Annotated in this window: 18 protein-coding genes and 1 riboswitch; of the genes, 8 read left to right on the top strand and 10 right to left on the bottom strand. The window is 69.4% G+C overall.

Annotation, left to right across the window (positions count from 1 at the left end; all coding sequences use genetic code 11):
- Nucleotides 1-195: 195 nt before the first annotated feature.
- Nucleotides 196-2,487 (bottom strand): FUSC family protein, encoded by a 2,292-nt coding sequence (locus CFB43_RS06265; protein WP_089494456.1) that lies wholly within the window; start codon nucleotides 2,485-2,487, stop codon nucleotides 196-198.
- Between the two features lie 182 nt (nucleotides 2,488-2,669).
- Here CFB43_RS06265 and recC point away from each other — a divergent pair, with 182 nt between their 5' ends.
- The 4 genes from recC to arfB are packed head-to-tail and all read left to right on the top strand — an operon-like array spanning nucleotide 2,670 to nucleotide 12,413.
- A complete protein-coding gene (gene recC, locus CFB43_RS06270; RefSeq protein ID WP_089494457.1) occupies nucleotides 2,670-6,008 on the top strand; it encodes an exodeoxyribonuclease V subunit gamma in 3,339 nt (1,112 codons plus the stop codon).
- The gene (gene recB / locus CFB43_RS06275) at nucleotides 6,005-9,715 is read left to right on the top strand and encodes an exodeoxyribonuclease V subunit beta (protein WP_089494458.1); all 3,711 of its coding nucleotides are present in this window, start codon (nucleotides 6,005-6,007) and stop codon (nucleotides 9,713-9,715) included. The genes recC and recB overlap by 4 nt, the downstream gene beginning before the upstream one ends.
- Nucleotides 9,712-12,012: an AAA family ATPase gene (locus CFB43_RS06280; RefSeq protein ID WP_089494459.1), complete on the top strand. Its 2,301-nt coding sequence runs from the start codon at nucleotides 9,712-9,714 to the stop codon at nucleotides 12,010-12,012. The genes recB and CFB43_RS06280 overlap by 4 nt, the downstream gene beginning before the upstream one ends.
- Nucleotides 12,009-12,413: an alternative ribosome rescue aminoacyl-tRNA hydrolase ArfB gene (gene arfB, locus CFB43_RS06285; RefSeq protein WP_011351491.1), complete on the top strand. Its 405-nt coding sequence runs from the start codon at nucleotides 12,009-12,011 to the stop codon at nucleotides 12,411-12,413. Before CFB43_RS06280 ends, arfB begins: the two co-directional genes overlap by 4 nt.
- Nucleotides 12,414-12,471: 58 nt before the next feature.
- On the opposite strand, the gene CFB43_RS06290 is transcribed toward arfB, so the two are convergent.
- From CFB43_RS06290 to thiC, 5 genes are all read right to left on the bottom strand, one after another.
- Nucleotides 12,472-13,752: a sensor domain-containing phosphodiesterase gene (locus tag CFB43_RS06290; RefSeq protein WP_089495262.1), complete on the bottom strand. Its 1,281-nt coding sequence runs from the start codon at nucleotides 13,750-13,752 to the stop codon at nucleotides 12,472-12,474.
- Between the two features lie 454 nt (nucleotides 13,753-14,206).
- Complete coding sequence (locus tag CFB43_RS06295) at nucleotides 14,207-15,133, bottom strand: DMT family transporter (RefSeq protein ID WP_089494460.1); 927 nt, start codon at nucleotides 15,131-15,133, stop codon at nucleotides 14,207-14,209.
- Nucleotides 15,134-15,284: 151 nt separating this feature from the next.
- A complete protein-coding gene (locus CFB43_RS06300; protein ID WP_089424922.1) occupies nucleotides 15,285-15,539 on the bottom strand; it encodes a hypothetical protein in 255 nt (84 codons plus the stop codon).
- Between the two features lie 218 nt (nucleotides 15,540-15,757).
- Nucleotides 15,758-15,970, bottom strand: a complete 213-nt coding sequence (locus tag CFB43_RS06305) for a glycine zipper 2TM domain-containing protein (RefSeq protein ID WP_069247576.1) — start codon at nucleotides 15,968-15,970, stop codon at nucleotides 15,758-15,760.
- A 239-nt stretch (nucleotides 15,971-16,209) separates the two neighbouring features.
- The gene (gene thiC / locus CFB43_RS06310) at nucleotides 16,210-18,141 is read right to left on the bottom strand and encodes a phosphomethylpyrimidine synthase ThiC (RefSeq protein ID WP_089494461.1); all 1,932 of its coding nucleotides are present in this window, start codon (nucleotides 18,139-18,141) and stop codon (nucleotides 16,210-16,212) included.
- Between the two features lie 124 nt (nucleotides 18,142-18,265).
- Nucleotides 18,266-18,382, bottom strand: a riboswitch (TPP riboswitch).
- Nucleotides 18,383-18,654: 272 nt separating this feature from the next.
- On the opposite strand from thiC, the gene CFB43_RS06315 reads away from it, so the two are divergent.
- From CFB43_RS06315 to CFB43_RS06325, 3 genes are all read left to right on the top strand, one after another.
- Nucleotides 18,655-18,930: a pentapeptide MXKDX repeat protein gene (locus tag CFB43_RS06315; RefSeq protein ID WP_011351498.1), complete on the top strand. Its 276-nt coding sequence runs from the start codon at nucleotides 18,655-18,657 to the stop codon at nucleotides 18,928-18,930.
- A 93-nt stretch (nucleotides 18,931-19,023) separates the two neighbouring features.
- Nucleotides 19,024-19,656: a cytochrome b/b6 domain-containing protein gene (locus tag CFB43_RS06320; protein ID WP_089494462.1), complete on the top strand. Its 633-nt coding sequence runs from the start codon at nucleotides 19,024-19,026 to the stop codon at nucleotides 19,654-19,656.
- 29 nt (nucleotides 19,657-19,685) lie between these two features.
- Nucleotides 19,686-20,474 carry a molybdopterin-dependent oxidoreductase gene (locus CFB43_RS06325; protein ID WP_089494463.1) on the top strand — a complete coding sequence of 263 codons (789 nt, stop codon included), beginning with the start codon at nucleotides 19,686-19,688 and terminating at the stop codon, nucleotides 20,472-20,474.
- A 69-nt stretch (nucleotides 20,475-20,543) separates the two neighbouring features.
- Here the strand turns inward: CFB43_RS06325 and CFB43_RS06330 are convergent, their stop codons facing one another.
- Both CFB43_RS06330 and CFB43_RS06335 read right to left on the bottom strand, forming a co-directional pair.
- A complete protein-coding gene (locus CFB43_RS06330) occupies nucleotides 20,544-20,825 on the bottom strand; it encodes a helix-turn-helix domain-containing protein (RefSeq protein WP_089439637.1) in 282 nt (93 codons plus the stop codon).
- Nucleotides 20,822-21,175, bottom strand: coding sequence for a type II toxin-antitoxin system RelE/ParE family toxin (locus tag CFB43_RS06335; protein ID WP_089439638.1), 354 nt, complete (start codon nucleotides 21,173-21,175; stop codon nucleotides 20,822-20,824). The genes CFB43_RS06330 and CFB43_RS06335 overlap by 4 nt, the downstream gene beginning before the upstream one ends.
- 513 nt (nucleotides 21,176-21,688) lie before the next feature.
- Here CFB43_RS06335 and CFB43_RS06345 point away from each other — a divergent pair.
- On the top strand, nucleotides 21,689-22,897 hold the full coding sequence (locus CFB43_RS06345) for an EamA family transporter (protein ID WP_089494464.1): 1,209 nt from the start codon (nucleotides 21,689-21,691) through the stop codon (nucleotides 22,895-22,897).
- A 27-nt stretch (nucleotides 22,898-22,924) separates the two neighbouring features.
- On the opposite strand, the gene CFB43_RS06350 is transcribed toward CFB43_RS06345, so the two are convergent.
- Entirely contained in the window at nucleotides 22,925-24,124 is a 1,200-nt protein-coding gene (locus tag CFB43_RS06350; RefSeq protein ID WP_089494465.1) for an MFS transporter, read from the bottom strand.
- A gap of 192 nt (nucleotides 24,125-24,316) precedes the next feature.
- The gene (locus tag CFB43_RS06355) at nucleotides 24,317-25,141 is read right to left on the bottom strand and encodes a phosphodiesterase (RefSeq protein ID WP_089494466.1); all 825 of its coding nucleotides are present in this window, start codon (nucleotides 25,139-25,141) and stop codon (nucleotides 24,317-24,319) included.
- Between the last annotated feature and the right edge of the window lie 41 nt (nucleotides 25,142-25,182).

Below are 25,182 nucleotides of genomic sequence, written 5' to 3' on the forward strand. Positions count from 1 at the left end.
GCCGGGCCGGGTGACCGGAATCGGGTATTCCCTGACTGGCGCGACGGGCGCAATGCGGGGCGGGGCGGTCGTACCTCGAGGGCGCGGGCCGCGTGGGACGGGCGGGTCATCATGCTTTGGGGATCGCTGAATCGGGGAGCGCCGGGGCCGAGCCGCGGCATGCGCGGGCCGGCCACCGGCGGGGTAAAGCCGTAGTCAGGCAGGCAGGCGGATCACGCTCGCATCCTTGCGGATCAGCAGCGACGACGCGAGCATCTGCTTGCACTGGTGCGCGAGCACCTTCAGGTCGTGCGTGAGCTCGGCCCCCACCGCATCGGATTGCTCCGCGGACACGACCATCGCGTCGAGGTCGCGCGTGATCTGCTTCGACGCGTCGAGCTGGTCGGCGGGCGGCGGCTCGCCCGCCTCGGCCTTCTCGAGATTGTCGAGCACCGCGGCGAGGCCGCGATGCAGCGCGTCGTCGTGGAGGATGCTGCCGTCGGCCGCGCAGGCCGTGCGGATCAGCGGCGCGGCGGCCGTGATCTGCGCGCCGAGCACGTGCGTCTGCACGAGCAGGTCGTTCAGTTCGGGCACGAAGCGCTGGTGCGCCTTCGGCTCGATCATCATCCGCTGGAACGCCTGCCCGAGATTCGCGAACGCGATGTGCACGTCCTTGCGCGCGAGGCGGTAGCGGTAGTCGTCGTCGAGGGCCGTGGCCGGCGTCTCGATGGCCGCGGCGACGACCGGCACGACGGCCGCGCCGTCGGCGGTCGGCACCGGCGGCGGCGACATGCCGCGCCCGGCGCGCCACACGGCTTCGAAATACTTGCGGGTGGCGGTGAGCATGTCGGCGACCTGCTTGCCCATCAGCCGGTATTCCCAGTACGGGAACAGCCGGCTCGCGGCGATCGCGATCATGCAGCCGACCACGGTGTCGATCGCGCGCTCGCCGATGATCCGCATGCTGCCCGGCGCGAGCAGGTGGAACATCAGCAGCACGTACGACGACGTGAACACGACGCTCGCCGCGTAGTTGAACAGCAGCAGGCTGTAGCTCATCACCATCGACCCGAACATGATCGCGATCAGCAGGTGCGTATCCTTGACCGTGTAGATCAGCGCGACGCTCGCCGCGCAGCCGATCAGCGTACCGACGATACGCGCCGCGTTGCGCTGCTTGGTGAGCGAATAGCCGGGCTTCAGGATGATGATGGTGGTCATCACGATCCAGTACGCGTTCGTGAGCGGCAGCAGCCGGCCGAGCCAGAACCCGACCGCCACCGCGATCGTCACGCGCAGCGCGTGGCGGAAGCTCGGCGAGCGCATGTTCAGGTTCGAGAAGATCAGGAGCGGCGACATCCGGCGGCGCTGCAGGAAGCGCGTGAGCGCCTTGTCGATCTTCAGTTCGGTTTGCTGCGGATCGGCGTGGCCCGACAGGTTGCGGCGCATCCGGTCGATCAGGCGCGTCGCGCTCCAGATGCGCCGGAACGTGGCCAGCACGGCCGCATACGCTTCCGCATTGGTGGCCGGGAAGTTCTTCTTGCGCATCAGCTCGATCTCGTACTCGATCGCGCGCAGCTCGGCCTTCACGCTGATCCGCGAATGCGGTGCGCGGTTCTCGAGCACCGCGAGGCCGATTTCCTCGAGATCGGCAGCCGCCTTGCGGATCAGGTCGCGGTAGAAAATGATCAGATCGGAGCCGCCGAACGTGTTGCGCACCAGCGGGTAGTCGGTGTGCGCGCCGACGAACAGCTCGTGCAGGTCGACGCTGTTGATGAACAGGTTGTACATCGTCGTGCGGCCGGGGTCGAGCTTGCCGCGGCGCAGCTTCGGCAGGTTGCGCAGCACGATGTCGCGCGCGGTTTCCTGCGTTTCGACCGCCGTGATCTGCTTGGCGACGAGATTGCGGTAGCACTCGTCGAGATCGGCGTCGAGATCGTAGAACTGCGCGCGCGCGAGCAGGTAGTCGGCGCACGCGAACAGGCTCTCGGCCAACGCCTGCTGCTCGATCCGGCGCGCCTGCCATTGCGACACGAGCGTGGCCCAGTACGTGTACCAGAGGCCGCCCGCGAGAATCCAGCCGGCGTTGATGAACGCCTGCAGCGGCGTGAACTTCTCCTCGAGCGTCATCACCATCATGAACAGCGTCGCGAAGCTGATCTGCGGCCAGCGGTTGCCGTAGACGACGATCAGCGACAGCACGAAGGTGAGCGGCACGATGGTGAGCCACAGCACGAAGATGTTCGGTGTCGCGAGGCCGGTGGCGAGCGCGGCCAGAAAACCGATCACGCTGCAAGCGAGCATTTCGTTGTGCTTGTACTTGAGCGGGCCGGGCATGTCGACGACACAGGCGCCGAGCGCGCCCGTCGAGATCGTGAAGCCGAGCTCCCGGTTGTGAAACACGATCAGGCACAGCACGGCCGGCAGCGAAACGCCGACCGCGATCCGCAGGCCGCCGAAAAAGTACTGGCTGTAGAAAAACTTTCTGATTTCGACCGAATAGCGCATCGATGGGCTGAATAGCAGACGAAGACGCCCGGGGGCGGCATCTTGACTGGCGACGAGTCTATCGTATTTCGCGATCCGTAAAACCTGGCCTTCCGGACGAGGTTCGCGACGGCGGCCCATTTGCTATCCTTGGTGATCCTGTTCGCCCGGCCCGGCCGGCGCGAGGTTCCGACGCCCGCTTCATGCTCCATCTCTTCTATTCGAATCGTCACGAAACGCTGGCCGACGCGCTGCTCGAGGATCTGGCCGCGTTCCCGGCCCGCAATGGCCCGTGGGCGCCGCAACAGGTCATCGTGCCGAGCGCGGCGCTGCGCCGCCGTCTCGAGCTCGACATCGCCGCGCGCAACGGCGTGTGCGCGAACGTCGAGTTCACGTATCTCGCGCAATGGCTGTGGGCGCAGATCGGCCGCGTGCTGACGGTTCCTGCGCGTTCGCCGTTCGCGCCCGATCGCCTCGTGTGGCGCTGCTACCGGCTGTTCGCGCAGGCGGCCGACGGTGCGCCGTGGCTCGCGTCGCCGCGGCTGGCCGCGTATCTGTCCGCGTCCGACGATGCGATGCGCTACGAGCTGGCACACCGCGTCGCGGCCGTGCTCGATCATTACCTGACCTATCGCCCCGAATGGCTGGCCGCATGGCAGGCCGGCGAGTCCGTGCTCGCGGGCGACGGCGCGCCGCGCGGGATCAGCGACGCCGCGCGCGACGACGAGCGCTGGCAGGCCGCGCTGTGGCGCGCGCTACTCGCCGAGCTGAGCGACAGCGGCACGCCGCCGGCGCACCGTTTCCTCGTCGAGGCGCGCCATCTCGATCCCGAAGCCATCGCGCGCGCGGACTGGCCGGAATCGGTCAGCGTGTTCGCGCTGCCGACGATGCCGCCGCTGCACGTCGCGTTGCTGCGCGAGCTGTCGCGCTGGATCGACGTGCGCGTCTATGCGCTGAACCCGTGCCGCGAATTCTGGTTCGACATCGTGACCGCCGCGCATGCCGAGGCGCTCGATGCGGCCGGGCGGCTCGATTACCAGGAAGTCGGTCATCCGCTGCTCGCCGAATGGGGCCGGCAGACCCAGGCGCAGCTGCACATGCTGCACGAGCTGACCGAAAGCGCCGCGTCGGGCGACGCGTCGCGTTTCGTCGAGAATCCGGCGCCGACGTGGCTCGCGCGCGTGCAGAACGCGATCCTCGAACTGCAGCCGGAGGCCGAAATCGGCGACACGCCGGCCGAGCGCGGGATCGAGGTGCACGTGTGCCACAGCCTCGCGCGCCAGCTCGAGGTGCTGCACGACCGGCTGCTCGCGTGGTTCGACGCCGACGCGAGCCTGCAGCCGTCCGACGTGCTCGTCGCGGTGGCCGATCTCGCCGCGGCCGGGCCGCTGATCGACGCCGTGTTCGGCACGGCCGGCGCCGGCGGCTCGCGCGTGCCTTACCGGATCACCGGCCTGCCACCGTCGCAGGCGAACCCGGTCGCGCGCGTGCTGCTCGACTGGCTCGCGTTGCCGGAGCGGCAGGTCGGCGCGCCCGAGCTGGTCGAATGGCTGCGTGTCGACGCGGTGGCGGCGCGCTACGGCATCGATGCGGCAGCGCTGGAGACGGTGCAGACCTGGCTCGCGGCGGCCGGCGCGCGACGCGGGCTGTCGCCGCTCGTGAGCGACGATGCCGCCGTGCCGTCGCCGCGCCATACGTTCTCCGATGCGCTCGCGCGGCTCTTTCTCGGTTATGCGATGCCGGAAGGTGCGGCGCCGGTCGGCGCGTGGCTGCCGATCGAGGCGGCCACCGGCAGCGAGGCCGAACTGCTCGGCCGGCTCGCGCGCTTCACCGACGATCTCGACGGCTTCGCGCGGCGGCTGGCCGAATCGCATACGCCGCAAGGCTGGAGCGAGCTGTTCGCCGATACGCTCGCGCGGTTCTTCGATTCGGGCGCCGCGTATGCGGACGCGCTCGCGGGCGTGCGCGACGCGCTCGACGCGATGCTGGCCGCGATGACGGAGGGGGCGCCCGATGAGGCGTTGCCGGCGGCCGTCGTACGGGCGGGGCTGGCCGCCGCGCTCGACGATCCGGCGCGCGGCGGCGTGCCGTGGGGCGGCGTCACGTTCTCGTCGCTGACGAGCCTGCGCGGCCTGCCTTATCGCGTCGTCTGCCTGCTCGGGATGGACGATGGCGTGCTGCCGAGCCTCGCGCGTGCCGACGAATTCGACCTGATGGCCGTGTTGCCGAAGCTCGGCGACCGCCAGCGCCGCGACGACGAGCGCAACCTGTTTCTCGACCTGCTGCTCGCCGCGCGCGACCGGCTGATGATTGCCTACACGGGCCGCAGCATTCGCGACAACGCGCCGTTGCCGCCCGCGGCACTCGTCGACGAACTGCTCGACCATCTCGCGCTCGTCACGGCCGGGCCCTACGCGGCGCCGGACGCGGTCGATGCCGCGCGGCGCGCATTCGTCGTCGAGCATCCGCTGCAACCGTTCGCGGCCGCGTATTTCCAGCCCGGCAGCGAACTCGTTTCCTTCGACGCCGAGCGTGCGACGCTCGCGTCGCTGCTGGCCGCCGAGGCGTCGCGCGACGGGCCGCGCGAGCTGCCGTTCTTCGCGCAGCCGCTGCCGGCCGAACCGGTCGAGCCTGTCGCATTCAGCGAATTCGAACGCTTCTGGCGCCATCCCGCGCGTGCGCTGCTGCGCGCGCGGCTCGGCATCGTGCTCGCCGACGCGCAGGCCGAACTGCTCGACACCGAGCCGTTCGCGCTCGACTTCGCCGGCAGCGATGCGCTTGCCGAGCGCGTGCTGCCGTTGCTGATCGAGTCGGACGAGGGCGGCGTGCTCGATCACGCGCTGCGCATCGCGGACGCGAGCCCCGAACTGCCCGGCGGCGCGACAGGCGCCGTGTGGCGCGACCAGGCGCTCGGTTCGATGACGCAGCTCGCGTCGAACGTGCGCCGCGCGCTGGCCGACGGGATCGAGCGGCGGCCGTTCACGCTCACCGTCGTGCCGGCCTGGCCGGATACCGAACAGGCGCTGTTCGGCGCCGACGACGCGCGGCTGTCGGCCGACGCGGTGAGCGCGCCGCTCGACCTGCACGGCACGCTGAACCGGCTCACGCCGGCCGGGCAGATCATCTATCGCTATGCGCGGCCGAGTGCGCGCGACTACCTGTCCGCGTGGCTCGCGCATCTCGTCTACTGCGCGGTGGAGCCTGGCGGCCCGCGCCGCACGCTGTGGTTCGGCAGCGGCGGTGCATTCGAGCTGACCCCCGTCGCGGCGCCGCTCGAGCAGCTCGCGCCGCTGGCCGCGCTGTTTCGCGCGGGGCGGCGCATGCCGCTGCGGTTTTTCCCGCGCAGCGCGTGGGCGAGGGTGTCCGACGGCGAGGCGAAGGCCGCGAGCGTCTGGATCAACGAGCGGGTCGTGAGCGAAGCCGACGATCCGGCCATCGCGATCGCGTGGCGCGGCGCGCATGCATCGCTCGACGAGCCGTTCGGCACGCTTGCGCGGCTCGTGTTCGATCCGCTCGTCGCCCATCTGAAGGAGGTCGCATGAGCGCCGTGTCGCAGCCGCAGCAGGCGCTCGAACTCGATGTGTTCGCGTGCCCGCTCGACGGTGTCAACCAGATCGAGGCGTCGGCCGGTACCGGCAAGACCTGGAACATCTGCGCGCTGTATGTGCGCCTGCTGCTGGAGAAGGATCTCGGTGCGGATCAAATCCTCGTCGTGACCTTCACGAAAGCGGCGACCGCCGAGCTGCACGAACGGATTCGCGGCCGGCTCGCGCAGCTCGCGCACATGCTTGTCAACGGAGATGACGGTAGTGATCCGTTTGTAACGCGCTTATTCGAGACTACGCTCGGTGCAGGCGCTGCGATTGATCGCAAAATGGCCCAAAAGCGGATCGGCCGTGCGCTGCGCGCGTTCGACCAGGCCGCGATCCATACGATCCATGCGTTCTGCCAGCGCGCGCTGCAGGAAGCGCCGTTCGCGGCGGCGATGCCGTTCGCGTTCGACATGGAGGCCGACGATGCGTCGCTGCGCTTCGAACTGGCAGCGGATTTCTGGCGCACGCGCGTCGAGCCGGCAGCCGCGCGCTGGCCGGGCTTCGCGACCTGGCTCGTCGAATCGGGCGCCGGCCCGGCCGCGCTCGATGCGCAGCTCGCGCGCCGGCTGAAGAAGCCGCTTGCCGCGCTGCGGTGGGACGGCGTGGTCGAGCCGGACGAATCGGCCGAGGCGGCGGCCGCCGAATGCTTCGCCGAGGCCGAGCGGATGTGGGCCGCCGAGCGCGACGCGATCGATGCGTTGCTGCGCGTCGCGCAACCCGCGCTCAACCAGCGCTCGCACAAACCCGAGGCCGTGGCCGATGCGCTGGCTGCATGGACCGCGCATTTCGCGCAGGGCGACGCGACGGCTGCGCTGCCGAAGGCTGCGCTGAAGCTCACCCGCACCGCGCTCGTGAAGGCGACGAAAAAAGGCGGCGCGACGCCCGAACACGCATTCTTCGACGTGGCCGACGCGCTCGAAGCGGCCGTGGCCGCGGCCGAGGCCGCGCAGCGCGCGCGCTGGCTCGCGCTGATCGCCGAATGGCTCGACATGGCGCCGGGCGAGCTGGCCGAGCGCAAGCGCACGCGGCGCGTCGTCTCGTTCGACGATCTGCTCGCGAACCTGTACCACGCGCTGCATGCGCATCCGTGGCTCGCCGAGACGCTGCGCGCGCGCTATCCGGCCGCGCTGATCGACGAGTTCCAGGATACCGACCCGCTGCAGTTCGCGATCTTCGACCGGATCTTCGCGCCGGGCGGGCCGCTGTTCCTGGTCGGCGATCCGAAGCAGGCGATCTACAGCTTCCGCGCGGCCGATCTGCATACCTATCTCGCCGCACGCGCACGGGCGAGCGCGTGCTACACACTCGCGGTCAACCAGCGTTCGACGCCCGCGATCGTCGACGCGTGCAACCGTTTCTTCATGTCGAATCCGCGCGCCTTCGTGCTCGACGGGCTCGACTACTACGCGGTGCGTGCCGGCACACGCGTGCGCGCGCCGTTCGTCGACGCAACCGATCCGGGCCCGGCAGGCGACTTCCGGGTGTGGGCGTTGCCAGGCGGCGAAGGCACGTTGCTCAAGCGTGATGCACAGGCACAGGCCGCGCAGGCCTGCGCCGCCGAGATCGCACGGCTGATGCGCGGCGCGCGCGAAGGGCGCGTGCGGCTCGGCGAGACACCGCTGTCGCCGGGCGATATCGCGGTGCTCGTGCAGACGCACCGGCAGGGCAGTCTCGTGAAGCGCGTGCTGGCCACGTGGGGCATCGGCAGTGTCGAACTGGCGCAGGCCTCGGTGTTCTCGACCGGCGACGCCGAGCAGCTCGAACGCGTGCTGGCGGCGATCGATGCACCGGGCGACCTGCGGCGCCTGCGCGCGGCGCTCGCATCCGACTGGTTCGGCCTCGATGCCGGCGCGCTGTGGCGGATGGAGCAGGGCGAAGGCGACGCGCAACGGGAAGCATCGGCGGCGGACAGCGCCGACGCGATGAGCTGGGTCGAGCGCTTCTCGCGGTATCGGCTGTTGTGGCGCGAACGCGGCTTCGCGGTGATGTGGCGCACGTTCACGCGGGAGCTGCGGATTGCCGAGCGCCTGATGGCCGGCGCGGACGGCGAGCGCCGCGTGACCGACATCAACCATCTGGCCGAACTGACGCAGGCGCGCGCGTCCGCGCAGCCGGGCATCGCGCCGACGCTGCGCTGGCTCGCCGCGCAACGGCTCGACGGCGGCGGCGAGGAAGCGCAGCTGCGGCTCGAATCCGATCGCAACCTCGTGCAGATCGTCACCGTGCACAAGTCGAAAGGCCTTGAATACGCGATCGTGTTCTGTCCGTTCCTGAACGACGGCGGGTTGCGCGAGCCGCCCGCGTCCGCATTGCCCGATGCGCGCGAGTATCACGACGAGGCGGGCGACGCGGTGCTGCATTACGGCTGCGACGACGAGGCAGCCGAGCATGCGGCGCGGCAGGCGCTGCGCGAGCAGGCGGCGGAACGCGCGCGGCTCGTCTACGTGGCGCTCACGCGCGCGGTCTATCGCTGCTACGTCGTCGCCGGGCCGTACCTGTCGTCGCGCTCGACGCGTGAATCGCGGCGCAGCGTGCTCAATTGGCTCGTCGCGGGTGCCGGCCAGTCGTTCGATGCGTGGCTCGACGAGCCGCCCGACGAAGCCGCGCTCGATATGGCGTGGCAGGCGCTCGCGGGTGGCCCCGTGAGCGTCGCGCCGCTGCCGGCGCCCGTGCGCCCCGAGCGGCTCGCGGCGGGGCACGACGCGTCACAGACGCTCGCGGCGCGCCATGCGACGCGCGTGCTGCGCGATGCGTGGCGGATGGCCAGCTTCAGTTCGCTGACCGCGTCGATGGCGCGCGAGGAGGCGGGCGTCGCGGCCGTGCCCGACGACGAGCTGCGGCCCGATCACGATGCGCTTGCCGAGGTGGCGCCGGATGGCGAATGGCTCTTGGCCGATACGGTCGCGCCCGAGCCGCCGGACGACGATATCCTCGTGTTCCCGCGCGGCGCGGCGGCCGGCGAGTGCCTGCACCGCCTGTTCGAACTCAGCCGCTTCACCGAGCCCGAGTCGTGGCCCAGGGCCGCGCTCGGCGCGCTGCACGACCGGCCGGTCGAGGCCGTGCCCGAGCTGGCCGCGCGCCTGCCGGCGATGATGGTGCAGCTGGTCGACGATGTCGTGCGCACCGAGCTCGTGCCGGGCATGCGGCTCGCCGATCTCGATCCCGCGAAGCGGCTCGACGAAATGGGTTTCCTGTTCCCGGCGCCCGCGCTCGACCTGATGGCGCTGCGCCGCCTGCTGGTCGCGCACGGCTATCCGGACGTTGCACTGGAGGCGGGCATGCTCGCCGGTTTCATCAAGGGTTTCATCGACATGATCGTCGAACACGACGGCCGCTTCTGGATCGTCGACTGGAAGTCGAACCATCTCGGCACGACGCCGGACGCCTATGGGCCGCGCGCGCTCGACGTCGCGATGGCCGATCACGCGTATCACCTGCAGGCGCTGCTCTATACGGTCGCACTGCACCGCTACCTGCGCGGCCGGCTGCCCGATTACGACTACGACACGCATATCGCGGGTTACCTGTACCTGTTCGTGCGTGGTGTGCGGCCCGGCTGGCGCAGCGACGGCAAACCGGCCGGCGTGCATGCGCGGCGGCCCGAGCGCGCGCTCGTCGACGCACTCGACCGGATGATGGACGGGGGCCGCGCATGAACGCGCAGGACGACACGCTCGAATTTACCGGCGGCCTCGTCGCGCGCCTGCCCGAACCCGCCGATTTCGGCATCGCACTCGCGGAAGGTTTCGCGCGTCGCATCGGCGATCTGGCTCGTCGCGCCGGTGCGCCGGCCGCGGCCGCGCGCTGGGCGGCGCGTGCCGCGTTCGCGACGAGTCGTGCGACCGCGAGCGGCCACGTATGCGTCGCGCTCGGCGCGCTCGCGCAACGCTACGAAGCCCCGCTCGACGAAGTCCGCGCGGCGCTTGCCGCGAGCGGCGTGGTCGCGTTCGGCACGCTCGCACGCGGCGACGAGCGGCCGCTGATCGTCGATCGCCACGACCACCTGTACCTGTCGCGCTATTTCGACTACGAGCGGCGGCTTGCCGATGCGCTCGTCGCGCAGGCCGGCGTGGCCGCGCCGGACGAAGGTCTCGCGCCCGACCGGTTGCGCGACAGCCTCGCGCGTTACTTCGGGCCGGCAACCGGCGAAGTCGACTGGCAGCGCGTCGCGGCGATCGTCGCGCTGACGGGCCGCGTGACGATCGTCAGCGGCGGCCCGGGCACGGGCAAGACGACGACCGTCGTCGGCGTGCTGGCCTGTCTGCTCGACGCGCATCCGGGGCTGCGCGTCGCGCTGGCCGCACCGACCGGCAAGGCCGCGCAACGGATGCAGGAAGCGCTGCACGCACGGGCCGGCGACCTGCCGCCCGAACTCGCGGCGCGCCTGCCGGATACGTCATACACGCTGCACCGGTTGCTGGGCGGCGGCGGGGCGGCCGGGTTCCGGCATCATCGCGACAATCCGCTGCCGTACGACCTGATCGTCGTCGACGAGGCGTCGATGATCGACGTCGCGCTCGCCGCGCATCTGCTCGATGCGCTCGCGCCGGGTGCGCGGCTCGTGCTGCTCGGCGACAAGGACCAACTCGCCGCGGTCGAGGCGGGCGCCGTGTTTGCAGAGTTGAGCGCGCGGCCGGCGTTTACCGCCGCGGCGCGCACGCGCATCGCGCAGGCGCTCGGCATCGACGAGGCGGCATTCGTCGCGGCGCTGCCGGTGCAGGACGAAGCCGCGACCGCGGCGATTCCGGCTGCAGATCCGGTTTCCGCCGCGGCCCGGGCGCCGGCGCCTGCCGCGGCCACTACGCGCAAACCAGCGTCGCGACGGAAAGTCGACGTGCGGCAGGCATCGCTTTTCGACGACGAACCGCAGGATGACGACAGTGCGCCGTCCAGCGTCGCGCCGCCGCCGGCCGCAGGCCCGGTGCTGACCGAAACCGGCGAGGCTGGTGACGCTGGCGCGGCAGGCGACGCCCCTGCGTGGATCGAGGTCGACGAACTTGCGTGGCTCGACGCCGTCGAGCTGCCGCCGTTCGACGCGGGCGACGTGGCGCTTGCATCGGTCACATCGATCCTGCCGGGCGAACCCGCCGCCGCGCTAGCCACGCCCACGCCCGCACCGCTCGCCGACTGCGTGGTCTGGCTCGAACGCAATTACCGCTTCGGTCTCGATTCACCGATTGGGCGGCTGTCGCTCGCGATCCGCAGCGGCGACGTGCAGGCCGCGCTCGACGCGCTGCCCGCCGACGATTCGGCCGCCGCGTCATTCCACGACGATGCGGGCGAGTCGCTCGCGTCGTCGACGGTCGAGCGGCTCGCGCGGCGCTTCGGTGCTTACCTCGATGCGTTGCGCGACACGCTGGCCGCGCCGGTGCCCGATCCGCTGCCGCTGTTCGACGCGCTCAACCGGTTCCGGATCCTGTGCGCGACCCGCAGCGGCTTGCGCGGCGCGGAGCACGTCAATGCGCTCGTGGCCGCGCACGTGCGCCACGCGGCGCGGGTGCCGCTCGCGGTCGGCGCGCACTGGTTCACGGGGCGGCCGATCATGGTGACGCGCAACGACTATGCGCTCGGGCTGTTCAACGGCGATATCGGCATTGCGCTGCCCGACGCGCACGGCGTGCTGCGCGTGTGGTTCAGGCGCGCGGACGGCACCGCGCGCGCGGTGTCGCCGGCCGCGCTGCCGCCGCACGAAACCGCGTTCGCGCTGACGGTCCACAAGTCGCAGGGCTCGGAATTCGACGAAGCCGCGCTCGTGCTGCCGGCGTCGTTCGGCCGCGTGCTCACGCGCGAACTCGTCTATACGGCCGTCACGCGTGCCCGCACGCGTGTGCAAGTGATCGGGCCGCGGCGCGTGCTCGCGCAGGCGGTCGCGACGCGTACGCAGCGCGATTCGGGGCTCGCGGCACGCGTCGACGAGGCGCTGGAACGGCGCCGCAGGGAGGCTGCGCGATGATGATCCGCTACACGCTCGATCCGGCCGAAGTCGAATGGACGGCCGTGCGCGCGCAGGGCGCGGGCGGGCAGAACGTGAACAAGGTGTCGAGCGCGATTCACCTGCGCTTCGATATCCGCGCGTCGTCGTTGCCGCCCGTCATCAAGGAGCGGCTCCTTGCATTGTCCGACCAGCGCATCACGCGTGACGGCATCGTCGTGATCAAGTCGCAGGAATATCGCACCCAGGAGAAGAATCGCGAAGCCGCGCTGGCGCGACTCGATGCGTTGATCAGCGGCGTTGCATTCACGCCGCGCGCGCGGGTCGCCACGCGGCCGACGCGTGCGTCGAAGGAGCGGCGGCTCGAGCACAAGTCGCGCCGCAGCGTGGTGAAGTCGGGAAGAGGGAAGGTGACCGACTGACGAATGGATGAGCGGCCGAACGACGGGTGCGGTAGCCGGTCGCCCGCCGTCGCACCGGCTACCGCATCACGGTCCCGGCGCTGTCGAGCACGAAGTCGACGCAGAACACGACCAGCCGGTTCTGCGCGCGGATCGCGACGGCGGCCGTATAGCAGTCGCGGCCTTCCGTCAGCGAGAAGTGCGGGCCCATCAGCGCGACGCGTCCGGGCGCGGCGATCGCGCGCTGGAAATACGGGCGCCGCGACCAGTTGCTGTGGGTTTCCGGGAAGAGCGGCGAGAGGCGGGTGACGCCCGCCTGGCCGTCGTCGGCGCGCGCGCCGATCGACGGCAGGAACTGCTCGCCGGTTTCGTCGGTGACGAACACGCGGCGCGCGGCCGGCACCGCGAACACGCGCTGCGCGGCGTCCTGCAGGTTGCCGCTTGCGGAAAACGCCGCCGCGCCGGACAGCACGAGCCGCTCGATCGCGTCGAAGCCGGGCTGCTCGGCGACGACCGGCGCGTGCCGGCGCGCGATGAAGCGCTGCCACGCGGCGTCGAGCATCGCGGGTGCTGCCGCGCTGGCATGGGCGATCGATGCATCGGGCTGGCCGAACTGGAAACCCTGCACGAAATCGATGTCGGCTTCCATCAGCGCCTGCAGCGAGTCGTCGCTCTCGACGCCCTCGGCGAGCACCATCGCACCGGCCTGATGCAGCATCGACACGAGGTGATGCATGATGCGGCGATCGTCGGCCGAACCGGTCGAGCGTACGACGAGCGAGCGATCGAGCTTGACGATGTCGGGGCGCGCGCGCCACACGCGGTCGAAGTTCGAGAATCCCGTGCCGAAGTCGTCGATCGCGATCAGGAAGTCGCGATGCTGGATCATGTCGATCGTGCGGGCGAGCTCGGCTTCGTCGCGCGACGGCTGTTCGACGACTTCCAGCACGATGCGGTTCGGCGGCAGCGCGAAATGCCGGCACAGCGCCTCGACGAATTCGCGCTGCACGAGGCCCGAGTCGAGCACGCGCGGGTTGACGTTCAGGAACAACCAGCCGTCGCCGATGCCCTGCGCGATGAAGTTGGCCGTGTGCAGGCAGCGCGCGAGCCGGTCGAGCAGCAGCGCGTCGGCGTCGGCGCGCGTCTTGTCGAACAGCGCGGCGGGCGAGATCATTGCGCCGTTCGAATCGACGACGCGCAGCAGCGCTTCGTAGCCGACGACCCGCTTGTGCGTGATCGACAGCACGGGCTGGAACACGCTGCGCAATGTCGTGGTGCGATAGGTGGCGACCCAGCCGCCGGGCGTCGGCGTGAGGCGTTCGAGCAGGGAGTCGAGCGAGAGGTCGCGGGCGGGCTTCATGTCAACGGTGCCCGGGAATGAGCGGCGGAACGGCAGCGCGCCGCCACGCTGAAGCAGTCGCACGCGCCGGCGGACGCGAAAGGACGTGGGGCATCGAGACCGCCTTCTGCGGGTAAGTGTTCGGAGTGTAACGGGAACGCGGCCGCTCGCGTATCAGGGAAACTCCAGACGCACGCGGGAATGCGACTGCGGCCGGCGCTGCTCGCATGCGTGCCGCGCATGATCGCCGCGTAGCGTCGGGCGTCGCCGCCGCACATGACAATCCGGCCGCATGGCATGCGCGGCAAGGCGAGGCGGGAAATCCCGACAGCCGCCAAATGGCGAACGAACGTCGCCGTCAGCGGAATGCCGGCCGGACCGCGGCACTATTCGAGGGCGCGGCGATGAATAGCCGGCGCCCGGTCGTCACGCATCACGCCCGGAACGATGGCGGCGCGTGCACCCGAATGTATCGTCAGGTCGCTTCGCCGCTGCGCGGCCGGATCCCGGGAATCCGCTTGATCGCGCCGGTCGCGAGCGCGGTGCCGACGAGTACGATCGCGCAGCCTTCGATCATCACGGCCGACACGTGTTCGCCGAGGAACAGCGCGCCCCACAGCAGGCCGAACACGGGGATCACGAACGTCACGGTAATCGCGCGGGCGGGGCCGATGTGCGCGATCAGGTGGAAGAAGATGAAATATGCGATGCCGGTGCAGGCGACGCCCAGCGCGAGCACCGAGCCCCATGCGTGCGCGCTGACCGGCGCGGCCGGCCAGGTGGCGATCGCGAACGGCAGCAGCAGGACGGTCGAGCCGATCATGCTGCCGGTCGCGTTGACGAGCGGGTCGACGCCGGTCAACTTGCGCTTCGTGTAGTTGGCCGCGACGCCGTACAGCAGCGTCGCGCCGAGCGCCGCGGCGGCGGCGAGCGCGGTCGCGGCGGCGCCCGTTTCGCCGTGCGCATTCGCGATCTGGTTCCATACGAGCGTGAGCACGCCGGCGAACCCGATCACGAGGCCGAGCGCGCGCGGCAGCGACAGCTTGTCCTTCAGCCACAGGTAGGCCACGAGCGCGCCCCACAGCGGCGTCGTCGCATTGATCACCGACGTCACGCCGGCCGACAGCGTCAGTTCGGCGAACGCGAACAGACAGAACGGAATGCCCGAGTTCAGTGCGCCGACGACGAACAACGGCCACGCATGACGGCGCAGGCGGGCGCCGAGATCGGCGGGTTTGAAGCGCGTCAGCGCGAAGCAGGCGAGAAACAGCGCGCCGATGCCCACCCGCAACGCCATCAGCGGCGCGACGCCGAAATCGACGACGCCGACTCGGATGAACAGGAAGGACGCGCCCCACAGGGCGGCGAGCACGGTCAGCAGGAAAGCGTTCTTGGGTGACATCGATCGGCGAGGGCGGGACGGGATGCGAGGAATCTTACACCGCGTTACCGCCCGGTCGTTTCACGATCGGATGAAACGACAAGAAACGGCCATTCCGGCCGTTTGCCGCCGGGCGGCGCACGCCCCGCCACATGCGGCGCGGCCGATCAGGTCAGTGATGACGCCAGCCGCCGCGTCCGCCGAAGCCGAAATTGAGCGACAGCGCCGGGCCCCAATAACCGCCCCACGCTGGCGCATAGGCCGGCGCCGGATAGTAGTAGGCGGGGGCCGGATCGACATACACGGGCGCGGGCTGTACCGGCACCGGCGCCGCCGTGTAATAGCCGCCCGGATAATAGCCGTACGGGTAGTAGCAGCCGGCAAGCGTCGTGCAGGCAAGCGCCGCGGCGACGAGGGTCCTGTTCATGATGTGTCTCCGGCGGAGCCGGCTATCGGCAGATGCTTGAAGCTTAGGCCGAGTCCCGATGACACGGTATGAGAAACGGTAACCGATCATTTCCGGGGGGAGCGGCCGCGCCTGTTGCGGCACCACAGACGAAAACGGCGCTTCCGCACCGCGGAAACGCCGTTGAACCACCGGCCTGCGGCTGGGCGGCGACGCCCAGCCGGCCGATCTCGGACTGCTTACTTGCCGACCTGGTTACCGATGATGCCGCCGGCCGCCGCGCCGCCCAGCGTCGACAGCGCGTTGCCGCCGATCGCCGCGCCGGCGACACCACCGACGCCCGCACCGATTGCCGTATCGCGCTGGCGTCGCGACATCGAATCGCAGGCCGACAGGCTGGCCACTGTCGCGACGAGGAGAGCGTATACCCCAAAACGCCGAATCGAATTCATGATCGTTGTCCTTGTGGTAGTGAACGGGAAGGCGCACGACCGGCTGGCGGCCGCGCATGAACCCAATCTACGCGCCGTCCCCCGACGCTGCTGTAAGGACTTGTTAAGGCTCGCGCGGTTTCGTAATCAATTGTTTCGCATGGGCCGGCAGGCATGCGACGTGCGCAAAAAAGCCCGCTCGAAAGCGGGCTTCGTGCGTGGCGCGGCGATCCGGCGGAAGCGCCGGATCGCGCGTTCGCTTACTGGCGATGATAGATTTCGGCGCCGGTCTTCACGAACTCGACCGCCTTCACTTCCATCCCCTTCTTCAGCGCTTCGGTTTCCGACACGCCCTGCTGCGCCGCGAACTCGCGCACGTCCTGCGTGATCTTCATCGAGCAGAAGTGCGGGCCGCACATCGAGCAGAAGTGCGCGACCTTCGCCGAATCCTTCGGCAGCGTTTCGTCGTGGAATTCGCGCGCCTTGTCCGGATCGAGGCCGATGTTGAACTGGTCTTCCCAGCGGAACTCGAAGCGCGCCTTCGACAGCGCGTTGTCGCGCACCTGCGCGCCCGGGTGGCCCTTCGCGAGGTCGGCGGCGTGCGCGGCGAGCTTGTACGTGATGATGCCTTCCTTCACGTCGTCCTTGTTCGGCAGGCCCAGGTGCTCCTTCGGCGTCACGTAGCAGAGCATCGCGGTGCCGAACCAGCCGATCATCGCGGCGCCGATGCCGGACGTGATGTGGTCGTAGCCCGGTGCGATGTCGGTGGTCAGCGGCCCGAGCGTGTAGAACGGCGCTTCCTTGCACCAGTCAAGCTGGAGATCCATGTTCTCCTTGATCAGCTGCATCGGCACGTGGCCGGGGCCTTCGATCATCACCTGCACGTCGTGCTTCCACGCGATCTGCGTGAGTTCGCCGAGCGTCTTCAGCTCGCCGAGCTGCGCTTCGTCGTTCGCGTCGTAGATCGAGCCGGGGCGCAGGCCGTCACCGAGCGAGAAGCTCACGTCGTACGCCTTCATGATCTCGCAGATCTCTTCGAAGTGTTCGTACAGGAAGCTTTCCTTGTGATGCGCGAGGCACCACTTCGCCATGATCGAGCCGCCGCGCGACACGATGCCGGTCATCCGGTTCGCGGTGAGCGGCACGTATTGCAGGCGCACGCCCGCATGGATCGTGAAGTAGTCGACGCCTTGCTCGGCCTGTTCGATCAGCGTGTCGCGGAAGATTTCCCAGGTGAGGTCCTCGGCCTTGCCGTTGACCTTTTCCAGCGCCTGGTAGATCGGCACCGTGCCGATCGGCACCGGGCTGTTGCGGATGATCCACTCGCGCGTTTCATGGATGTGCTTGCCGGTCGACAGGTCCATCACCGTGTCGCCGCCCCAGCGGATCGCCCACGTCATCTTGTCGACTTCCTCGCCGATCGACGACGTGACGGCCGAGTTGCCGATGTTCGCGTTGATCTTCACGAGGAAGTTGCGGCCGATGATCATCGGCTCGGATTCCGGGTGGTTGATGTTCGCGGGGATGATCGCGCGGCCGCACGCCACTTCCGAGCGCACGAATTCCGGCGTGATCTCGGCCGGCGCGTTCGCGCCGAAGGCCGCTGCGCCGAACGCCTGGCCCGGGTGCTGGCGGCCCATCATCGCGGCGAGCTTCGCGCCGTTCGGGCCGCTCGCCTTCAGGCTCTCGAGGTACTCGGCGCGGCGCTGGTTCTCGCGGATCGCGATGTATTCCATTTCCGGCGTGATGATGCCCTGGCGCGCGTAGTGCATTTGCGTGACGTTCTTGCCGGCCCGGGCGCGGCGCGGGTTGCGGTGCAGGCCCGGGAACCGCAGGTCGGCGGTGGCCGGGTCGGCCGCGCGCTCGAGGCCGTACCGGCTCGACAGGCCGCCGAGCACTTCGGTGTCGCCGCGCGCCTCGATCCAGCCCTGACGCAGCGCGGCCAGGCCCGCGCGAATGTCGATCTTCGCGTCCGGATCGGTGTAGGGGCCCGACGTGTCGTACACGTAGATCGGCGGATTCTTTTCGCCGCCGAAGCCGGTCGGCGTGTCGGCCTGCGTGATTTCACGCATCGGCACGCGGATGTCGGGCTGGGAGCCGGTGACATAAACCTTGCGGGAATTCGGCAGCGGGGCGACGGCCGCGGCATCGACATGAGCGTCGGCGGACAGAAACTTCGGATTGGCGTTCATGCAATCTCCTGTGTGAGCGCCGGACAGGCGCTTCGGCGCTTGCCCGGAGCCCTTGACGTATGTGGGGCTCGAGCTAAGCAGGAGACGAGGCTTGGTGAGGCGGCGGATTTCGTCAGAAGGATGGCGGCGAAATCCGTACGCTTCCCTGCGCTGGCATTATCCAGATCAGGTTCAAAGGGTATTTCTCACCCGCAATGCCGGTTGTTTGACCGGGCGCATTGCAGGACCCCCGCGTTAGCAGCGCACACGATACACTGGCTTGGCGGCGGTTTCAACCGGGAGAGGATCGGCTGCCCCGGTGCGGCCGCAGCATGGCGGGCGGCACGGTGGCCCGTCGAAATGGCAGCGCGCGTCGCCGCCGCATGGCCTCCCGGCTTGGCCGGCCACGGCAATGCGGCGCAGCATGACGCGCTTGCGCGCAACTTCAAAAAAAATTTTCGCAGCGGCTGTCATTTCCCGCGACGTCGTCCGTCTATTCGGCTCCTTAAACCCATGTTGTTCTGGAGAGATGTCATGAAAAAAGTACTGATTGCCGCTTGCGTCGCCGCTTTCGCCACGATCGCCACGGGCGCGTATGCGCAGAACGATGCGATGTCGCAGCCGGGGTCGTCGATGTCGAAGGACGCGATGGGCCACGACGCGATGGCCAAGGATGCAATGGGCCACGACGCGATGAAGAAGGACGGCATGAAGAAGCATGCGATGAAGAAAGACGCGATGAAGAAGGACGCGATGTCGCACGACGAGATGGGCAAGCCGTCGGGCGACAAGATGGCGCCGTCGAACTGACGAAAGGCGGACGCGGCGCGGCCGGCGCGTGCGTCGCACGGCGGCCGCCCGCATCGCGTCCTGTCCCGTCGACTCATTCCGGGAGTCTTCATCATGCAAACCGTTCCCGCCACCGGCCGCGCGGCCGCCACGCCGCCCGCGCGCCCGATCCATCCGCTGTGGGTGCGCGCGAGCCACTGGCTCAACGCGCTCGCGGCGATCCTGATGGTGCTGTCCGGCTGGCGTATCTACGACGCGTCGCCGATCTATCCGCCGTTCACGTTCCCGCACGGGATCACGATCGGCGGCTGGCTCGGCGGCGCGCTGCAATGGCATTTCGCGGCGATGTGGCTGCTCGTCTTCAACGGACTGTTCTATCTGACGATGTCGATCGCGACGGGGCGCCTCGCGCGCAAGATGCTGCCCGTCACGCCGGCGTCGATCTGGCGCGACATCCGTGCCGCGGTGAGCGGGCGGCTGTCGCACGCCGACCTGAGCGTGTACAACGCGGTGCAGCGCGCCGCGTACCTGACCGCGATCGTCGATCTCGTCGTGCTGGTGCTGTCGGGGCTCACGATCTGGAAATCCGTGCAATTCCCGCTGCTGCGCGAATTGTTCGGCGGCTACGACAACGCGCGTGTCGTGCACTTCTGGGCGATGTCGCTGCTCGTCGGATTCATCGTCGTTCACGTTGCGATGGCGCTGCTGGTGCCGCGCTCGCTGCTCGCGATGCTGCGTGGGCGCTGACCCGTCAACCTCGGGTGAAGGAAATCATCATGTCGGAATCCGAATACACGCGCGACGGTTCGCGCTGGACGCTCGACCGGAAGTCGCTCGAACTCGACGTGCGCCGCGAGCTCGAGATGCCGTCGCGGCGGCTGTTCAACCGGCGCGTGCTGACGCTTGGCGGGCTGACGATGCTGACCGGCTGCACGCTGAAGGACGACGCGTCGGTCAACACGTTCCTCGAGACGGTGTCGCGCATGAACGACCGCGTGCAGGCCTGGCTGTTCAGCGGCGAGCGGCTCGCGCCGACCTACACCGAAGCCGACATCACGCGACCGTTCCCGTTCAACGCGTACTACGGGATCGACGACGTGCCGCACGTCGACGCGTCGACGTATCGGCTCGTGCTGTCCGGCCGCGTGACGGGCAAGCGCGTGTGGACGCTCGACGAACTGTATGCGCTGCCGCACGCGGAACAGATCACGCGGCATATCTGCGTGGAAGGGTGGAGCGCGATCGGCCGCTGGGGCGGTACGCCGTTCGGCGCGTTTCTCGCCCGCGCCGGCGCCGACACGCGGGCGAAGTACGTCGGCTTCAAGTGCGCGGACGATTACTACGAGAGCATCGACATGCCGACCGCGCTGCATCCGCAGACGCTGCTCGCATTCGACTACGACGGCCATCGGTTGCCGCCGGAGTTCGGCTTCCCGATGAAGCTGCGGATGCCGACCAAGCTCGGCTACAAGAATCCGAAGCACATCATGGAGATCTTCGTGACCGATACGTTTCCGGGCGGCTACTGGGTCGACCAGGGGTACAACTGGTTCGGCGGATCGTGAGCGGTGCATGGCGTGCGATGGCGGCGCGTGCCGCGATGCGTCGGGCGTCGCGGCATCGCACGTGACGCGTCACGCGGATTCGCGCACCTGGAGGTCGACGCGCAGGCCGACGGCCGCCGCCATGTTCACGAGCGCGTCGAGCCCGAACAGGTTGATCTTGCCGCGCATCAGGTCGGACACGCGCGGCTGCGTGACGCCCAGTCGTTCCGCAGCCTGGGCCTGACTGAGTTCGAGCTGCGCGATGCGCTGCTTGAGCGCGATCATCAGTTCGGATCGCAGCTTCATGTTCTCGGCTTCGGCCGGCTGGCCCTCGATTGCGTCCCAGACGCTTGAATAACGGTCGGTGGTCATCGTTTCCTCTCCATCGTCAGTGCGCGATAGCGCCGGGCGGCCAGTTCGATATCGGCTCGGGTGGTGCGCGTCGCTTGCTTGCGGAAGCAGTGCAGCACGTAGACGGCGTCGGCGAACGTCGCGACGTAAATGATCCGGAACGCGCCGCTCGCATCGCGCAGGCGAATTTCCCGCACGCCGACGCCGACGGTGCGCATCGGCTTCCAGTCGTCGGGTGCGAACCCGCGTTGTACCTGGTCGATCTGGTGGCCGGCTTCGCGTCGCGCAGGCAGCGGAAAGCCGCGCAGATCCGCGAGCGCGCTGCCGACGAAGACAACAGGTTTCGGCGGGAGAATGGTCGAATTATACAAAATTTTGTATGGGCGGTGCAGGTGTCGAAGGAAGGTCGTTCAGCGCATGCGGCGCGTGAGCCGACCGTCACGATAAGGGGGAAGTGCTGGCTGGCGCGCAGGACTGGCCGTTCGGCCGATGGCTGACTCGATCGCGACGGATCGCGTGAATGGCGTGAATGGCGGGTCGGATCGACACCGTGGCAACGCACGCGTGTCGCGTATCCGGCCCCCGATTTCACCTGCACGCCGGCCGGGAAATGTCGCGCGGAAACATCATTCGCGATCCTTTCAGACTGGTCCGACGATGCTTTCGAATCCTTGATGCCATAATGCCGAGCGTGCGCAGCCGAAGCGGTTGCGCGCGTTTTTTTGTCCCTCTGCCGCCGCTTGCCGGTTCTCTTTCGTCGCCGTTCGCACTGCCATGTCGTTCCGCACGTTCGCTCTGCCTTCCCGGTCCCGCCAGGGCCGTTTGCCGGCATCGCCGGTGTCTTTCAGCGGAGCACGCGGCGTGACGTGCGGGCAGGCTGCTCGATGACGCCGCTCGACCGTCTCCTCGATTTCTTCGCCCGCTTCTCGTTCCGGATCCGCCTGCCGCAAAGCCGCGGCGGCCGCGTCGCGCTGGCGCTCGTCTTCATTTATTTCGTGTGGGGTTCGACCTACAGCGGCCTGCATTTCGCGCTGCAGTCGTTCCCGCCGCTGTTGCTGTCGGGGCTGCGCAACCTGCTCGGCGGCATCGGCCTGTTCATCTTCGCGCTGCGGCGCAAGCCCGAATGGCCGACGCTGCTCGAAATCCGCAATGCGGGGATCGTCGGCACGATGCTCGTCGCGCTGTCGTCCGGCACGATCGCGCTCGGGATCAGTCTGGTCAGTAGCGGCTCGGCCGCGGTGATGGTGGCCACGGTGCCGCTGTTCGCGACCGTGATCGCCGCGGTTGCCGGGCGGCCGGTCACGAAAGGCGAGTGGTCGGCCGTGGCGCTCGGGATGGTCGGCATCGTCGTGCTGAATTCGGGCGGCGCGGCCGCGCAGAGTTCGGCGCTCGGCACGATCTGCGTGCTGGCCGGCGCCCTGTTCTGGGCCGGCGGCGCGCATCTCGCGACGCGGCTCAAGCTGCCGTCCGACCTGTTCCTGTCGACGTCGCTGCAGATCGGCCTCGGCGGCATGATCTCGACGCTCGTCGCATGGCTGGTCGGCGAACGCGTCGAGCACCTGATGGTGGGGCCGGTGTTCGCGTTCCTGTACCTGATGGTGTTCTGCACGATGGCCGCGTACGTCGCGTACGGCTACCTGATCCGCCACACGAGCCCGATCATCGCGAGCAGCTGCATGTACGTGAACCCGATCGTCGCGGTCGCGCTCGGTGCGCTGCTGCTTGGCGAGCCGGTGACGATGGCGACGGTGGTCGCGACGGTCGCGATCCTCGGCAGCGTCGGGCTGTCGTTCGTGTTCGATCCCGCGCGCCGGCCCGCGGCGCGCGCGGCGGCTGCCAGCTCGGCGGCCATGGCGGCTGCGTCGACGGCGGAGGCCGCAGCGGCGCCCGAACCGATCGCGGTGCCGGATGCGGCGCCGATCCTGGCGCCTTCCGCCGTTCCGCTGGCCGTGCCGGCGCCGGGCGCCGTGATGGATCCAGCCGCGGTCATTGAACCGGCACCGGCGTTCGCTACGCCGCCCATCGCTGAACCGGCGCCGGCGTTCGCCCCGTCACCCGCCGCCGAACCGGCCGCACCGCGCGTCGACGCGTGACGCGGCCGTGGCCGTGGCCGGTCGCGCTCAGTCGCGCCGGCCGCCGCGATGGTGGAACCAGCCCCCGAGCGCGGTGAACACCAGCCCGGTCGTGCACATCCCGATCCAGCCGAACGCGTGCCATGCGGCGACGCCGGCCGACGAGCCGAGTGCGCCGCCGATGAAATAGCACACCATGTACACCGTGTTGACGCGGCTGCGCGCCTCGGGCTTCAGCGCATAGATGCGCGACTGGTTCGAGATCTGCGCGGCCTGCACGCCGACGTCCAGCACGATCACGCCGATCACGAGCCCGACGAGGCTCGAGCCCGACAGCGCGAAGATCATGAACGACAGCGCGAGCAGCGCGATCGCGAGCGAGATGATCGCGCGCGGGCCGCGCTTGTCCGCGAAGCGGCCCGCGTACGGTGCCGCGAGCGCACCCGCCGCGCCGACGATCCCGAACAGGCCGGCTGCCTGCGGGCCGAGATGAAACGGCGCGCCGGCGAGCAGCAGCGTCAGCACGGGCCAGAACGCGCTGAATGCCGCGAACAGCGCGGCGCCCGTCAGCGATGCCTCGCGCAGCCCGCGCAATTCGACCGCCAGATGCCACATCGAGCCGAGCAGCTTGCCGTACGACAGCGTCGACGTCGGCGAGCTGCGCGGCAGCCGCAGCACGATCACGGCGGCGAGTGCGACGAGCGCCGCGACCGACGCGGAGAATACCGCGCGCCAGCCGAAATACTCGGCGACGAAACCGGCGGCCGTGCGCGCGAGCAGGATGCCGAGCAGCAGGCCGCTCATCACGGTGCCGACCGCATGCCCGCGTTCGGCCGGCGGCGCGATCTCGGCGGCGAACGGCACGGCCTGTTGCGCGATCGTCGCGAGTACGCCGATCGCGAGGCTCGCGACGGCGAGCACGGCCAGCGACGGCGCGGTGGCCGCGACGATCAGCGCGACCGACAGGCCGGCGATCTGCATCAGGATCAGCCCGCGGCGGTCGAAGCGGTCGCCGAGCGGCGCAAGCAGGAACATGCCGGCCGCATAGCCGAGCTGCGTCGCGGTCGGCACCGCGCCGATCCACGAAGCGCCGTCGGGAAATGCCGAGCGGAAGCTGTCGAGCAGCGGCTGGTTGTAGTAGATGTTCGCGACGGACACCCCCGCGATCGTCGCGAGCAGCAACAGCAGGCTGCGCGAATAGTGGGGCGAGGCGGCGTCGGTCGGACGGTCGGTGGAGGCGGTGGACATGGCTGCGCGAACGGAAGTGGGGCGGCGCAGCGCGCGGCGCACGCGGCGGGTGCGCAGGCCGGCGGGGCGCCGTCGAGGCTGCCGATCATACCGGAGCGACGGGAATCCTGCCGGACGGGGGCAGATCGGCCAAACCGGCCGAACCTGCGTAACCGGCCGGCCGCGGCCCGTCATCGTGCGTGCGTCAACCCGTCAGTCGACCAGCTCACCCGTCGGTTCATAGAACGGATAGGGCCCGGCGCCTTCATCGACATACACGTGATGCGACGTCATCCCCGCATCGGGCACATAGTGATGGACCGCGAACGCCGGCGGTTCGAGCCGGAACGCGGAGGGCCCATCGGTCCGCAGGTCGAATGCGACCTGATGGGCGGGCGACGGCACCGCGGCGGCGAGCGTGCCGCCGAAGCGCGTGAACATCGTGCGATGCACGTGGCCGCACAGCACGCGCTCGACGTTCGGATGGCCGCGCAGCAGCGCGTCGAGTTTCGCGGAAGCGGCGGGCGCGAGGCGCAGCTTGTCCATGTGGCCGATGCCCGACGCGAACGGCGGGTGATGCAGCGCGACGATCACCGGACGGTCGCGCGCGGCGTCGAGCTGCGCGGCGAGCCAGGCGAGCCGTGCATCGCAAAGGTCGCCATGGCTGGCGCCCGGCACCCGCGAATCGAGCGCGAGCACGCGCACCGCGCCGACGTCGAGCGCGTATTGCACGAATTCGCCCGCCTGCAGCTCGGCGCGATCGGCGAACGCGCGGCGCAGCCCGGCGCGGTCGTCGTGATTGCCGATCATCAGGTAGTACGGAATCTCGAGCGCGGCAAGCAACCCGCGCAGGTTGCGGTACTCCTCGTCGTGGCCGAAATCGGTCAGGTCGCCGGTGACGAGCACCGCATCCGGGCGCGGAACGAGCGCGTTCAGTTTTTCGATGCAGCGCGTGAGCGCGGCCGCGGTGTCGACGCGCCGGTACGCGAGCTGTCCCGGACGCTTGATGTGGAGATCGCTGATTTGAGCAAGCAGCATCGTCGTTCCTCGGAATTGTCTGATTGTTGTCGCGGCGTCAT

This window comes from Burkholderia sp. AU15512 (genome assembly GCF_002223325.1).
Lineage (GTDB): Bacteria > Pseudomonadota > Gammaproteobacteria > Burkholderiales > Burkholderiaceae > Burkholderia.

Coding starts and splice junctions, on each gene's coding strand:
- CFB43_RS06330 (WP_089439637.1), bottom strand. CDS start 20,825: ATGACCACCGACCGTTATTCAAGCGTCTGGGACGCAATCGAGGGCCAG.
- CFB43_RS06345 (WP_089494464.1), top strand. CDS start 21,689: ATGACGCCGCTCGACCGTCTCCTCGATTTCTTCGCCCGCTTCTCGTTC.
- CFB43_RS06315 (WP_011351498.1), top strand. CDS start 18,655: ATGAAAAAAGTACTGATTGCCGCTTGCGTCGCCGCTTTCGCCACGATC.
- CFB43_RS06265 (WP_089494456.1), bottom strand. CDS start 2,487: ATGCGCTATTCGGTCGAAATCAGAAAGTTTTTCTACAGCCAGTACTTT.
- CFB43_RS06290 (WP_089495262.1), bottom strand. CDS start 13,752: ATGAAGCCCGCCCGCGACCTCTCGCTCGACTCCCTGCTCGAACGCCTC.
- CFB43_RS06305 (WP_069247576.1), bottom strand. CDS start 15,970: ATGAATTCGATTCGGCGTTTTGGGGTATACGCTCTCCTCGTCGCGACA.
- arfB (WP_011351491.1), top strand. CDS start 12,009: ATGATGATCCGCTACACGCTCGATCCGGCCGAAGTCGAATGGACGGCC.
- CFB43_RS06325 (WP_089494463.1), top strand. CDS start 19,686: ATGTCGGAATCCGAATACACGCGCGACGGTTCGCGCTGGACGCTCGAC.
- recB (WP_089494458.1), top strand. CDS start 6,005: ATGAGCGCCGTGTCGCAGCCGCAGCAGGCGCTCGAACTCGATGTGTTC.
- thiC (WP_089494461.1), bottom strand. CDS start 18,141: ATGAACGCCAATCCGAAGTTTCTGTCCGCCGACGCTCATGTCGATGCC.
- CFB43_RS06355 (WP_089494466.1), bottom strand. CDS start 25,141: ATGCTGCTTGCTCAAATCAGCGATCTCCACATCAAGCGTCCGGGACAG.
- recC (WP_089494457.1), top strand. CDS start 2,670: ATGCTCCATCTCTTCTATTCGAATCGTCACGAAACGCTGGCCGACGCG.
- CFB43_RS06350 (WP_089494465.1), bottom strand. CDS start 24,124: ATGTCCACCGCCTCCACCGACCGTCCGACCGACGCCGCCTCGCCCCAC.
- CFB43_RS06295 (WP_089494460.1), bottom strand. CDS start 15,133: ATGTCACCCAAGAACGCTTTCCTGCTGACCGTGCTCGCCGCCCTGTGG.
- CFB43_RS06320 (WP_089494462.1), top strand. CDS start 19,024: ATGCAAACCGTTCCCGCCACCGGCCGCGCGGCCGCCACGCCGCCCGCG.
- CFB43_RS06300 (WP_089424922.1), bottom strand. CDS start 15,539: ATGAACAGGACCCTCGTCGCCGCGGCGCTTGCCTGCACGACGCTTGCC.
- CFB43_RS06280 (WP_089494459.1), top strand. CDS start 9,712: ATGAACGCGCAGGACGACACGCTCGAATTTACCGGCGGCCTCGTCGCG.